The organism is Novosphingobium sp. (assembly GCF_036820275.1).
In the GTDB taxonomy this organism is placed as follows: Bacteria; Pseudomonadota; Alphaproteobacteria; order Sphingomonadales; family Sphingomonadaceae; genus Novosphingobium.
Window position 1 is genome coordinate 1 of sequence record NZ_DAISLT010000074.1, and the last position, 13,161, is coordinate 13,161.

At 64.6% G+C, this 13,161-nt stretch carries 12 protein-coding genes; 9 read left to right on the top strand and 3 right to left on the bottom strand.

The genetic code is table 11. The features are described from left to right. Positions 1 to 240 (bottom strand): hypothetical protein (locus V7066_RS28165; protein WP_334186241.1); only part of this gene is annotated, 240 nt, incomplete at its 3' end. A gap of 129 nt (positions 241 to 369) precedes the next feature. Between V7066_RS28165 and rplJ the strand changes: the two genes are divergently transcribed. The 3 genes from rplJ (at position 370) to V7066_RS28180 (ending at position 2,449) form a co-directional block, all read left to right on the top strand. Next, positions 370 to 882, top strand: coding sequence for a 50S ribosomal protein L10 (gene rplJ / locus V7066_RS28170; RefSeq protein ID WP_147216378.1), 513 nt, complete (start codon positions 370 to 372; stop codon positions 880 to 882). An 86-nt stretch (positions 883 to 968) separates the two neighbouring features. Next, the gene (gene rplL / locus V7066_RS28175; RefSeq protein ID WP_021232876.1) at positions 969 to 1,340 is read left to right on the top strand and encodes a 50S ribosomal protein L7/L12; all 372 of its coding nucleotides are present in this window, start codon (positions 969 to 971) and stop codon (positions 1,338 to 1,340) included. A 161-nt stretch (positions 1,341 to 1,501) separates the two neighbouring features. Continuing rightward, positions 1,502 to 2,449 (top strand): bifunctional helix-turn-helix transcriptional regulator/GNAT family N-acetyltransferase, encoded by a 948-nt coding sequence (locus V7066_RS28180; protein WP_334186242.1) that lies wholly within the window; start codon positions 1,502 to 1,504, stop codon positions 2,447 to 2,449. Positions 2,450 to 2,476: 27 nt separating this feature from the next. Here V7066_RS28180 and V7066_RS28185 read toward each other — a convergent pair whose 3' ends face one another. Further along, complete coding sequence (locus tag V7066_RS28185) at positions 2,477 to 2,896, bottom strand: c-type cytochrome (protein WP_334186243.1); 420 nt, start codon at positions 2,894 to 2,896, stop codon at positions 2,477 to 2,479. 136 nt (positions 2,897 to 3,032) lie between these two features. Here V7066_RS28185 and V7066_RS28190 point away from each other — a divergent pair, with 136 nt between their 5' ends. The 4 genes from V7066_RS28190 (at position 3,033) to V7066_RS28205 (ending at position 7,962) form a co-directional block, all read left to right on the top strand. Beyond that, positions 3,033 to 4,442, top strand: coding sequence for an MATE family efflux transporter (locus V7066_RS28190; protein WP_334186244.1), 1,410 nt, complete (start codon positions 3,033 to 3,035; stop codon positions 4,440 to 4,442). Between the two features lie 165 nt (positions 4,443 to 4,607). Beyond that, positions 4,608 to 4,895 (top strand): co-chaperone GroES, encoded by a 288-nt coding sequence (groES, locus tag V7066_RS28195; protein WP_334186245.1) that lies wholly within the window; start codon positions 4,608 to 4,610, stop codon positions 4,893 to 4,895. A 122-nt stretch (positions 4,896 to 5,017) separates the two neighbouring features. Further along, complete coding sequence (gene groL / locus V7066_RS28200) at positions 5,018 to 6,661, top strand: chaperonin GroEL (protein WP_334186246.1); 1,644 nt, start codon at positions 5,018 to 5,020, stop codon at positions 6,659 to 6,661. 224 nt (positions 6,662 to 6,885) lie between these two features. Beyond that, on the top strand, positions 6,886 to 7,962 hold the full coding sequence (locus V7066_RS28205) for a serine hydrolase (protein ID WP_334186247.1): 1,077 nt from the start codon (positions 6,886 to 6,888) through the stop codon (positions 7,960 to 7,962). A gap of 202 nt (positions 7,963 to 8,164) precedes the next feature. On the opposite strand, the gene V7066_RS28210 is transcribed toward V7066_RS28205, so the two are convergent. After that, positions 8,165 to 8,488, bottom strand: a complete 324-nt coding sequence (locus tag V7066_RS28210; protein WP_334186248.1) for a hypothetical protein — start codon at positions 8,486 to 8,488, stop codon at positions 8,165 to 8,167. A gap of 251 nt (positions 8,489 to 8,739) precedes the next feature. Here V7066_RS28210 and polA point away from each other — a divergent pair, with 251 nt between their 5' ends. Further along, positions 8,740 to 11,580, top strand: coding sequence for a DNA polymerase I (gene polA / locus V7066_RS28215; protein WP_334186249.1), 2,841 nt, complete (start codon positions 8,740 to 8,742; stop codon positions 11,578 to 11,580). A 291-nt stretch (positions 11,581 to 11,871) separates the two neighbouring features. Further along, positions 11,872 to 13,014, top strand: coding sequence for a mechanosensitive ion channel family protein (locus tag V7066_RS28220; RefSeq protein ID WP_334186250.1), 1,143 nt, complete (start codon positions 11,872 to 11,874; stop codon positions 13,012 to 13,014). Positions 13,015 to 13,161 lie beyond the last annotated feature (147 nt).

Sequence of the window (13,161 nt, forward strand, 5' to 3'; positions counted from 1 at the left end):
GTCGGGTGGGGGCGTGGGCCGGTGCCGCAGGAAAATGCCCCCCTTGGGCATTTTCCAAACAGAGCCGAATCGCTTGACTTCGGGCGCGCTTTCCTTCAGGAGCGCGCCCGAACCGTTGGGTTTCGGCCCATCGTTCATCCGTCCGAGACAGTTGGTGTCCTCGATTTGCGAGGGCTTAATTTCCAGCCTAGACGGGGAACAGGAAATTTTCCGGCCCTCGCTCATGAGCGTGGTGTCCATTCGGGTTTCGACCCGAAAACTCCTTCCCCATCGCCAACGGACCCGCCCGGAGTGCATCAGCGCTTCGGACAAACGTAGCCGGCCGTGCGGAACGCAAGTTCCAAACGGTCACATGTGAAGGAGTAAGGCATGGATCGTTTGCAGAAAGCCGATTCGGTCGCCCAGCTCAACGCGGTCTTCAACGAGGTCGGCGTGGTGGTCATCACCCGCAACCTCGGCATGACGGTGGCTCAGTCCACCGCCCTGCGCGGCAAGATCCGTGACGCCGGTGCTACCTATAAGGTTGCAAAGAACAGTCTTGCCAAGCTTGCCATCGCGGACACCGACTATGTCGGTATCGGCGACTTCCTGAGCGGCCCGACGGCCATCGCCACTTCGGTGGACCCCGTCGCAGCTGCCAAGGCCGTCGTCGATTTCGCCAAGACGACCGACAAGATCGAGATCGTCGGCGGCTCGATGGGTTCGCAGGTTCTGGATGCTGCCGGTGTCAAGGCTCTCGCCTCGATGCCGTCGCTCGACGAACTGCGTGCCAAGCTCATCGGCCTCGTTCAGGCTCCGGCGACCAAGATCGCCCAGCTGCAGACCGCTCCGGCGGCCAAGCTGGCGCGCGTCTTCGCTGCCTACGCCGACAAGGCTGCTTGAGCCTAAGCTTAAGCAAAACTTTTCTTACGATTTATCCCGTTGCCGCATGAGGCGGTCTTCGGGACCACAGATCAGGAGTTATAATCATGGCCGATATCGCCAAGCTTGTTGAAGAACTGTCGCAGCTGACCGTCCTCGAGGCCGCTGACCTCGCCAAGGCTCTCGAAGAAGCATGGGGCGTTTCCGCCGCTGCTGCCGTTGCCGTGGCTGCTGCCCCGGCCGGTGAAGCCGCCGCCGTCGAAGAAAAGACCGAATTCGACGTGATCCTCACCGGCGACGGTGGCAAGAAGATCAACGTCATCAAGGAAGTCCGCGCCATCACCGGTCTGGGCCTGGCTGAAGCCAAGGCTCTCGTCGAAGGCGCTCCGAAGGCCGTCAAGGAAGGCGCTTCGAAGGCTGAAGCCGAAGAAATCAAGAAGAAGATCGAAGAAGCCGGCGGCACCGTCGAGCTCAAGTAATCTGCTGCGGGCCTTGGTCCGCGCCGATTATCGATCTTCTCGGTTCTTCCGAGCAGACGAACAGGGAAGGGCGGCTCTTCGGAGCCGCCCTTTTACTTTGCCCGCTTGACGCCTGAAGTGATTATCCATAACGCGATATATAACGTGATATGGAGGTAACTGTGACCGATGTGATCGCCCACCATCGCGGTGTCCTGCTGGGCAGCCGCCTCAAGCGCCTTGCCGAGCGTCTTCAGGGCGACGCCGCGCAGATCATCCAGGCGGCGGGGGTTCAGGCCCAGCCCGGACAGATGGGCCTGCTGGCGGCGCTGGAAGAAGGGCCGCTGACGGTGGGGCAACTTGCCGAGGCCATCGGCTCAAGCCAGCCCGGCGTCACCCGCGCGATCGGGCAGCTGGCGGCGCTGGAACTGGTGCAGACGGTGCAGGGCAGCGACCTTCGCCAGCGCCACGTCTCGCTGACGGCGGCGGGGCAGGAAGCGATGGCCCGCGTGAGGATGCACGTCTGGCCGGGCGTTGGCCTGGCGGTGGACGAGATGTGCGGCGGCGAGACCGATGCCTTGCTGGCGCTGGTGGCACGGGTCGAGGCGGCGATGGACGAATCCCCGATGCTGGAGCGCTACGGTCGGTTGAAGCCGCCGGTCCTCGCCATCCGCGAATTCAGCGAAGAGCGGGCGCGGGACTTCCACGATATCAACGCGGAATGGATCGAGACGATGTTCCGCCTCGAACCGACCGACCGCGAGGTGCTGGAAAACCCGCAGCGCTGCATCGTCGCACCGGGCGGCACGATCCTCTTCGTCGAGGCGCAGGGTCTGGGCGTGGTCGGCACGTGCGCCTTGCAGAAGACCGGGGAGGGGGCCTTCGAACTGACCAAGATGGGCGTGCGTGCCTCGGCCCGCGGTCTCAAGGCCGGGGAATTCCTGCTCGACGCGATGATCGAGCGGGCAGGCGCGATGGGGGCGGAGAAGCTCTATCTCCTGACCAACAAGCGCTGCGAGGCGGCGATCCACCTCTACGAGAAGCTGGGCTTCCGGCACGATGCCGGGATCATGGCGGACTACGGCGCCCGTTACGAGCGCTGCGACGTGGCCATGCTCTACACCGGCTGAAACGCGCCATCCGTGTAAGGCGGAGCGTCACTTCAGGGATTCAAGGTAGTCGATGACTTCCTTGCGCTTCTCGGGATTGGGCACGCCGATGACCATCTTGGTGCCGGGAACCATCTTCATCGGTCCCTGAAGCCAGGTGTCGAGCGTCTGGCGGTCCCAGGTCACGCCCGAGGCCTTCAGCGCGGGGCTGAAGTTGTAGCCCGGCACGTCTCCGGCCTTGGTGCCGACGATCCCGAACAGCGATGGCCCGACACCGTTCCTGCCCGGTTCCACCGAGTGGCAGGAGCGGCAGGTGGCGAAGGCCGCAGGCGCGTTCGAGGTGGAGGCCTGCGGCGAAGTTGCCGTAGCGGGCGAGGCGGGGGCAGTTTCCGATGTGTCCTGATCCGAACCGCCGCAGGCGGCGAGGAAGAGCAGGGGGGCGGCAATAGTCAGACGAGCAGGTGTCATGGTTCCTCCAGCGCGGGCGGTCCCTATTCGACACGAGCCGGGATGGAAAGCCCATGATCGAGCGCAAATCGCCGCCGACGACCGGCAGGAATTTCCTTTCGCTTGCCGGTCCCCTCGCCTATCGACCCTGCCGATAATGGCGACACAGCAACTTCCTTCGACTTTTCGGCCATCCACTTTTCGGCCATCCACTTTTCGGAGTGAACTCGGCGCGACCCTGCGCCTTGCGGGACCGCTCGCGCTCGCCAATCTCCTGCAGATGGCGGTCTTCGCCACCGACGTGATCTTCGTCGCTCGCCTCGGCCAGCAGGCATTGGCGGCATCGAGCCTCGCCATCGCGATCGTCGCGCTGATGATGATGGGCATCAACGGCGTGACCGGCGCGGTCGCCCCGCTGATCGCCGCCGAGATCGGCCGCCGCTCGACTTCGGTGCGCGAAGTGCGCCGTTCCGCGCGCATGGCGCTCTGGATCGCGGTGTTGTTCAGCCTCGGCGCCATCGCGATCTCGCAGTTCGGCGACTGGCTGATGGAAGTCACCGGCCAGGAGCCGGAAGTCGCAGGCCTCGCCGCGCATTTCCTCAAGATCGTCTCGATCGCCGTGCTGCCGATGACGATCGCCAACGTGCTGCGGACGTTCGTGTCCGCGCTCGGCAGGCCGATCTTCGCGACCGTCATCACCGCGTTGGCGATCGGCGTGAATGCCCTGGGCAACTATGTGCTGGTCTTCGGTCACTTCGGTTTTCCGGCGCTTGGCCTGATGGGCTCGGCGCTTGCCAGCATCACCACCGCGAGCGTCATGGTGCTCGCCTATGCCCTGGCCATCCGCAGCGACCGCAGGTTGCGGCGTTACCATGTGTTCGGACGCATCTGGCGGCCCGAATGGCAGCGTCTGCGCCAGATCCTCGCGCTCGGCCTGCCGATCGCCGCGACGCTGATCGCCGAGGGCGGCCTGTTCAGCGGCGCCGCCTTCCTGATGGGCCGTCTCGGCGAGGCGCAACTGGCTGCCCACACCGTGGCCTTGCAGATCGCCGCTTTCGCCTTCCAGGTGCCGTTCGGCGTCGGGCAGGCGGCGACGATCCGGGTCGGCTATCACTTCGGGGCGGGGAACCGGGTTGCTGTCGGACAGGCGGGCTGGGCGGCGATCACCGTGGCGATGATCTTCATGGTCGTCTCGGCCTCGACGATGCTGCTGGCGCCGCGCTTCATTCTTTCGGCCTATGTCGATGTGGAGGCGCCGCAGAATGCGGTCCTCGTGGGCTTCGCGCTGCATTTCCTGTTCGTGGCGGCGATATTCCAGCTCACCGACGGGCTTCAGGCGGTGGCCGCAGGCGCGCTGCGCGGGATCCAGGATACCCGTGTGCCGATGGCCATCGCCCTGTTCGGATACTGGGCCGCCGGGTTCGCCACGTCCGCCGTGCTGGGCCTGTTCACGCCGCTGGAAGGCGTGGGCGTGTGGATCGGCCTCGCGGTCGGCCTGACCGTGGCGGCGGTGATGCTGATCGCCCGCTGGCACTGGCGCGAAGAGTTCCATCTCGACCGGGTGTAACGCTCTCGTCTCATCCTGCATGCATACCGGATGAGAAATTTTTGCCGGGCCTGCGCTTGACGCCGCTACTGGGTCGAACCATATCCACGGCCGTTGGCACTCTCTTAGTGTGAGTGCCAATTCCAGTTTCTTGCCCTTTTAGTTCGTAGGATAAGGGAGATCCCCATGACTTTCCGCCCGCTGCACGACCGTGTTCTCGTGCGCCGCGTCGAGGCCGAAGAAAAGACGGCCGGTGGCATCATCATCCCCGACAGCGCCAAGGAAAAGCCGGCTGAAGGCGAAATCGTCGCCGTCGGCACCGGCGTTCGCGCTGAAAACGGCACCATCACTCCCCTCGACGTCAAGGTTGGCGACCGCGTGCTGTTCGGCAAGTGGTCGGGCACCGAAGTCAAGGTTGGCGGTGAAGACCTGCTGATCATGAAGGAATCGGACATCCTCGGAGTGATCGGCTGAGCCGATCACGGAGATCCTGATGAAAATCAGGATCGCGGTGTTCTGACGGAACATCGCAGAGACAGTTCAAACCGATAGCGGTCCCAGTTTCCGCTGGGATGACGAAATCAAAGGAATTCAAAATGGCAGCCAAGGACGTAAAGTTCGGCCGCGACGCGCGTGAACGCATTCTCGCCGGCGTCGACACCCTCGCCAACGCCGTCAAGGTGACCCTGGGCCCCAAGGGCCGCAATGTCGTGATCGAGAAGAGCTTCGGCGCTCCCCGCATCACCAAGGACGGTGTCTCGGTCGCCAAGGAAATCGAACTCAAGGACAAGTTCGAGAACATGGGCGCCCAGATGCTGCGCGAAGTGGCCTCGAAGGCCAACGACGCAGCCGGTGACGGCACCACCACCGCGACCGTTCTCGCCCAGGCGATCGTGCGCGAAGGCATGAAGTCGGTTGCCGCCGGCATGAACCCGATGGACCTGAAGCGCGGCATCGATCTCGCCGTCGGCAAGGTCATCGAGAACATCAAGGGCCGTTCGAAGGCCGTTGCCGGTTCGTCGGAAATCGCCCAGGTCGGCGTGATCTCCGCCAACGGTGACGTGGAAGTCGGCGAAAAGATCGCCGAAGCCATGGAAAAGGTCGGCAAGGAAGGCGTCATCACCGTCGAAGAGGCCAAGGGTCTCGAATTCGAACTCGATGTCGTCGAAGGCATGCAGTTCGATCGCGGCTACCTGTCGCCCTACTTCGTCACCAACCCCGAGAAGATGACGGTCGAACTCGAAAACCCGTACATCCTCATCCACGAAAAGAAGCTCTCGTCGCTCCAGGCGCTGCTTCCGATCCTGGAAGCCGTGGTGCAGTCGGGCCGTCCGCTCCTGATCATCGCCGAGGACATCGAGGGTGAGGCTCTGGCCACGCTCGTCGTCAACAAGCTGCGTGGCGGCCTGAAGATCGCTGCCGTCAAGGCTCCGGGCTTCGGCGATCGCCGCAAGGCCATGCTGGGCGACATCTCGACGCTGACCGCCGGCGAAATGATCTCGGAAGACCTCGGCATCAAGCTTGAGAGCGTCACGCTCGGCATGCTCGGCCAGGCCAAGAAGGTCACCATCGACAAGGACAACACTGTCATCGTCGACGGCGCCGGTGCGGCTGACGACATCAAGGGCCGCGTCGAGCAGATCCGTGCCCAGATCGAAGTCACCACCAGCGACTACGACCGCGAGAAGCTCCAGGAGCGTCTGGCCAAGCTTGCTGGCGGCGTGGCCGTCATCAAGGTCGGCGGCGCGACCGAAGTCGAAGTGAAGGAACGCAAGGACCGCGTCGACGACGCTCTCCACGCGACCCGCGCTGCCGTTGAAGAAGGCATCGTCCCCGGTGGCGGCACCGCGCTGCTCTACGCAACGCGCGCCCTCGACGGTCTGACCGGCATCAACGACGACCAGACCCGCGGTGTGGACATCGTTCGCAAGGCGATCACCGCTCCGCTGAAGCAGATCGCCGAGAACGCAGGCCACGACGGCGCCGTCGTCGCCGGCAAGCTGCTCGACGGTTCGGACGAATCGCTGGGCTTCAACGCCGCGACCGACGTCTATGAAAACCTCGTCGCCGCCGGCGTCATCGACCCGACCAAGGTCGTGCGCACCGCGCTGCAGGATGCGGCTTCGGTCGCCGGTCTCCTGATCACCACCGAAGCGGCGATCAGCGAAAAGGCCGACGACAAGCCCGCCATGCCGGCAATGCCCGACATGGGCGGCATGGGCGGCATGGGCGGCTTCTAAGCCACTCACGTCACCGACGCGAATTGGGGCTGGAAGGAGCGATCCTTCCGGCCCTTTTTCGTATCCGTGATTCAAACCGGACGGATTCGTTCATCTGGGCGACAGGATTGTTCGATTTTAAGCAATTGCCCGCATGGGGCATACATTTCATCGCGCAGGACTGGCGCTTTGCCTTATTGTCGTTAACCGTTCGGGAACATGGACGAGATTAGGGTGGGATCTGCATGATCGGGGCAGATATGATCGGGGCAGGCGAACTCATCGCGCGATGCCGCAAGGGCACTCGGCGCTTTCTTCAGGTCGCGGCCGTGGCGGTCGCCGTGGCAGCCGGTGGTATTTCCCTCGGCGCCTTGTCGGCAGTGCCTGCGCAGGCCCGCGCCCAGGGCGGCATCAACGATGTGCAGGATTCGTTCGACTCGGTCTTCGGTACCGAGGACCGCGCCCCTCGCACCTATTCCAGCGATTTCGGCAAGCAGCTTGCGTCCGTCGCGAATGCCTCGCAGGGCCGCATCGGTGTCGCCGCGATGGACCTTTCGAGCGGCCGCATGGTGGATGTGCTCGGCAACCAGCGCTTCCCGATGGCCAGCACCAGCAAGATCGCCATTGCCGCAACCTTCCTGGAAGGCGTGGACAAGGGCAAGTGGACGCTCTCCAGCGAGTTTCCGCTGATGGTGCCGGTGCCTTCCGCGCCGTTCTCCAGCTCGGTCGCGCCGGTTCGTCCCGGCACTTACATGAGCGCGCGCCAGCTGATCGAGCTGATGATCACCCGCTCCAACAACTACGCCACCGATGCCCTGCTCAAGGTCGTCGGCGGACCTTCGGCGGTCAATGCCTGGGTGCGCCGCACCGGAATCGACGACTGGCACATCGACCGCGACATCGCCACGCTCGTGCGCGATGACGGCGCCATCGACCCGGCCAAGGTCGTCGACAAGCGCGACAGCGCCACGCCGATCGCCGTGGTCGAGCTGCTGGCCGGAATCTACCAGGGCAAGTGGATGAGCAAGCAGGGCCGCGATGTCCTGCTCGGCGCCATGAGCCGGACCGTCACCGGCAAGCGCCGCATTCGCGCCGGGCTTCCGGCGGAAGTCACGGTCTCGCACAAGACCGGATCTCTCAACAACACCTCCAGCGACATCGGCATCATCGAGACGCCGGACGGCCGGGCCTATGCCGTGGCGATCTATGTGACCGGGCAGGGTACGCGCCCGAACCGCGAGGCCCGGATCGCCAGCATCGCCCGCACGATCTACAACGGCTATCTCGCCGAAGGTTCGTCTTACCGCACCGCGGCCCGCTGAGGCGGGCAACCCGTCGATCGTCATTGCGAGCGTAGCGAAGCAATCCAGAGCGACTCTGCGCTACTCTGAATTGCTTCGCTACGCTCGCAATGACGAGGGTTTTAAGAGCCTCCAGAATACAAAAAGGCGCTTCGGACCGAATCCGAAGCGCCTTTTTTCATGTCCTGCGGGCCGGGCCGTGAAGCCCGTTGCCCTGTGAGGATCAGTGCTGTTCGGTGCCGTCGTGCGGCGTGCCTTCGGCGTCGGTGACGTCGGCGGCGGCCTTCTCTGCGTCGGCGGCGATGTCGTCGGTGGTCTTTTCGGCCTTCTTCAGGGCGTCCTTGGCGGCGTCCTTGGTGTTGTCGGCGGCTTCCGAGGCCTGGGCGCCGATGTCGCTGACCTTGTCACCCACGTCTTCGGCGGCTTCCGAGAAGTCGTTGGCGGCCGAGGTCGCGGTGTCCGAGGCAGAGTCCTGCGTCTTTTCCGAGCAGGCGGCGAGCGACAGGGCCGTGACGGCGACAGTGGCAGCGAGTACGATCTTGCGCATGTTTTCGGTATTCCCTCGTTTGCTAAAAAGCGTTTGCTGAAAAGACAAACCCCGTGAGCCCAACCGCGTAAGATGCGGGCGGCTTCGCCCCTTGGGCCGGGAAACTAGGCCGGTCGCATCCGCGTTTCAAGCAGTCGCGGGCAAACGACCGTGGAGGGATTTGGTTCCCCGCTCCTGTCATGGGCCGATTTCACCCGTCTCGTGGCACTGCCCTGCTGACGGCCAGCCCCGGCGCTGCTACGGGTCGTGCCATGGATTCCAAGCAGCATCTCTATCTCGTCGACGGCTCGGCCTACATCTTCCGCGCCTATCACCGCCTGCCGCCCCTGACCAACCCGGAAGGGACCCCGGTGGGCGCGGTCTACGGCTATACGACGATGCTGTGGAAGCTGGCGGACGACCTCAACAAGGCCGACGGCCCGACCCATCTCGCGGTGATCCTCGATGCGGGAAGCCACTCTTTCCGCAACGATATCTATGACGACTACAAGGCCAACCGCCCGCCGCCGCCCGAGGACCTGGTCCCGCAGTTCCCGCTGATCCGTGATGCCACCCGCGCCTTCTCGCTGCCCTGTATCGAGGAAGTGGGCTTCGAGGCGGACGATCTCATCGCCTCCTATGCCCGCGCCGCCACGGCGCAGGGTTGGGACGTCACCATCGTGTCTTCGGACAAGGACCTGATGCAGCTTGTCGGCAAATGCGGCATCGGCGGCGGTTGCGTCGACATGCTAGACACGATGAAGAACCAGCGCATCGACATTCCTGAAGTGGTCGAGAAGTTCGGTGTCCCGCCCGAGAAGGTGGGCGACGTGCTGGCGCTGATGGGCGACGCGGTCGATAACGTGCCCGGCGTCTACGGCGTCGGCCCGAAGACCGCGACCAAGCTGATCCAGGACTACGGTGATCTCGAATCCGCGCTGGCCGCGGCGCCGTCGATGAAGAAGTCGAAGCTTCAGGAGCGCCTGATCGAACAGGCCGAGCAGGCCCGTCTGTCGAAGGTGCTGGTCACGCTCAAGGAAGACTGCACGCTGCCGATGGCGCTGGAGGACTTCAAGCTCGATGCGATTCCGCCCGCCCCGCTTGCGGAATTCCTCGGCAAGCATGGCTTCACCAGCCTGCTCAAGCGTCTGGACGGCGGCACCGGCAGCCCGGATCGGCCGACCCAGCTTCATCCGGCCAAGCCCGTCACGGCCGCCGGCGGACCCACCGAAGGCGCCGCGCGGCAGTCGCTGCCGGAATGGCCGGCGGTAGACTATGCCGCCTACGAATGCGTGCAGACCGTCGAGGCGCTGGAGCGCTGGGTGGCGCGCGGACTGGCCGCGCATGTGGTCGCCGTCGATACCGAGACCTCGATGCTCGATTCGATGAAGGCGGACCTTGCCGGGATCAGCCTGGCGCTCGGGCCGAACGATGCCTGCTACATTCCGCTCGGCCACGGCGGCACCGACATGTTCGCGGAAAAGCCGCAGCAGGTGCCGCTCCAGACCGCGCTGGCGATGCTCAAGCCGCTGCTGGAGAGCGATGCGGTGCTGAAAGTCGGCCAGAACATCAAGTACGACCTCAACGTCCTTGCCCGCCATGATATTCTGGTGGCGCCGGTGGACGATACGATGATCGTCAGCTTCTGCCTCGACGCGGGCCGCCAGATCGAAGGCATCGGCGGCGGCCACGGCATGGACGAACTGTCCGAACGCCACCTCTCGCACAAGACCATGGCGTTCAAGGATGTTTGCGGCACCGGCAAGAAGGCGATTCCCTTCGGCGAAGTCCCGCTCGACCGGGCAACGCCTTACGCGGCGGAAGATGCCGACGTCACCTGGCGCCTCCACACCCTGCTCAAGCCGCGCCTCTCGGACGAGGGCGGCACGCGCATCTACGAGCGTGTCGACCGTCCGCTGATTCCCGTCGTCGCCCAGATGGAGCGCCACGGCATCAAGGTGGACCGCGAGAAGCTGGCCGGTCTCTCCAGCCAGTTCGCAGAGGCCATCGGCGCGCTGGAAGGCGAGATCTACGGCAAGGTCGGGCAGGAATTCACCATCGGCAGCCCCAAGCAGCTCGGCGACATCCTGTTCGAGAAGCTCGGCTACAAGGGCGGCAAGAAGGGCAAGAGCGGCCAGTATTCCACCGACCAGTCGGTGCTGGAAGGCCTCGCCTCGCAGGGTGCCGACGTCGCCACCAAGGTGCTGGAATGGCGCCAGCTTTCCAAGCTGCGCTCGACCTATACCGAGGCCTTGCAGGCGGCGATCAATCCGCAGACCGGGCGCGTCCATACGAGTTACAGCCTTGTCGGCGCGCAGACCGGGCGGCTTTCCTCGACCGACCCGAACCTCCAGAACATCCCGATCCGCACCGAGATCGGCCGCCAGATCCGCGACTGCTTCGTGGCCGAGCCGGGCAATGTCCTGCTCGCCGCCGACTATTCGCAGATTGAACTGCGTCTTGCCGCGCACATGGCCGACGTGCCGAGCCTGAAGGAGGCCTTCGAGCAGGGCGAGGACATCCACTCGCGCACGGCCATGGAGATGTTCGGCACCGTCGACCGCGATACGCGCGGCCGGGCCAAGACCATCAACTTCGCGATCCTCTACGGCATTTCGCGCTGGGGTCTCGCCGGGCGTCTCGGCACCGAGGCGGACGAGGCGCAGGCGATGATCGACCGCTATTTCGAGCGTTTCCCGGGCATCCAGCGCTACATCGTCCACACCCTCGAACAAGTGCGCGAGCGCGGCTATTCGGAGACGCTGTTCGGCCGCAAGACCTGGTTCCCGCGTATCAATTCCAAGAACGGCGCCGAGCGCCAGGGCAGCGAGCGCGCCGCGATCAATGCGCCGATCCAGGGCACCAGCGCCGACATCATCAAGCGCGCCATGGTCCGCATGAACCCGGCATTGGCGGCGGCGGGTCTCGGCCATGTCCGCATGCTGCTTCAGGTACACGACGAACTCGTGTTCGAACTGCCCGAAGCCGATGTGGCGGCGGCCTCCGAGGTGATCCGCAGCGTGATGGCGGGCGCGGCGGAGCCTTCGGTCAAGCTGGACGTGCCGCTGGGCGTGGAGATCGGCTCCGGCCGCAGCTGGGGCGCTGCGCACTGACGGCATAAGGTAGGCGCTATAGGGAGGGGGCGGTCCGGAATGGGCCGTTCTCTCCCACGCCGTCATCCTGAACTTGTTTCAGGATCCATCTCACCCGTGGTGCGGGTGTGGGCCGGAACACACCACATCTCGTCAATCTGGCAGCAGAGCCAACCGAGGGATGGATCCTGAAACAAGTTCAGGATGACGGTAATGGGTGGGCGAGGCTTCTGCTTTCCCCAAACTGCCCCGGAACACGGACGAAACGAGCCTCGCGCTGAAACTGCTGCGGTGCAGCATAGTTTCAGCACCATGGTTCCGTTCCTCGAAAGCCTGCTCGGCGCTCTGCCGGCCTGGGCCGAGCGCTCCCTCTCGGCCCTGCTTGCCGCCCTGTTCGGCATCGCTCTCGCATTGCTGGCCCATGCGGTGCTGTTCCGCATTCTCCATCGCATTACGCACCGAAGCGCGAGCGAGGCGGACGATATCGTCGTCAACCGCCTCAATCGGCCGACGCGCTGGGCGTTCCTCGCCATGGGCGTCGTCCTTGCCGCGCGCGAGACACCGGCACTGGAGGCCGTCTGGGAGCGTTTCGCGCCTTTCGTCATGCCGCTGCTGACGGGCTGGGTGGCCGTTGCGGTGCTACGCGCCTTCGTGGAGGCGATGATGGTGCGGGCCGATATCTCTGTCGAGAACAACCGGAATGCCCGTCGCCGCCGTACCCGGCTGGCGATCTTCAGCCGCATCGGCACTTTCCTGATCGTGTTCCTGACCGTTTCGGGCATGCTGGCCTCTGTCCCCGGCGTTCGGGAAATCGGGGTGACGCTCATGGCCTCCGCCGGGCTTGCCGCGCTGGCGGTGGGCGCGGCCGCGCAGCCCGCGCTCAAGGCCCTGATCGCGGGTTTCCAGATGGCGATGACCGAGCCGATCTCCATCGATGACGTTATCATCCTCGACGGCGAATGGGGCCGCATCGAGGATATCCGCACGACATACGTCGTCGTGCGCCTGTGGGATGAGAGACGCCTCGTCGTCCCCTCCAACCGCTTCCTTGAGGACACTTTCCAGAACTGGACGAAGACCACTTCGCAGCTTCTCGGCACGGTGGTCCTCTACCTCGATCAAGGCACCGAAATCGGCCCGATCCGCGAGGAATATACCCGTCAGATCAAGGCCCACCGCCTCTGGGACCGGCGCGCGCAAGTGCTTCAGGTGACCGATTGCAAGGATAGCGCCATCGAGGTCCGCCTGCTGATGAGTGCCCGCGACGGTCCGACCCTGTTCGACCTGCGCTGCGAGATCCGCGAGGCCATGATGGACTGGATCCGCCGCAACCAGCCCGAGGCGCTGGTACGGCGGCGGACGTTGCCGGTGGCGCCGGTGGAACTCGGTGCGACGGCGGGACTGGCCGAACTGGTCGCAGTTTCGGGCAACGGCGATACCCGCAAGGCGAACTGAGGCTATACGATTCGCGAGCGCGATATTGTACCCCGTGCTTAAGCATTGACCGCGAGATGAATTTGCTCGAACTCAACGGGCCATGAGCAAAACAGACGTCGTCATCGTGGGAGCGGGACACGGGGGCGCGCAATGCGCGCTGGCCCT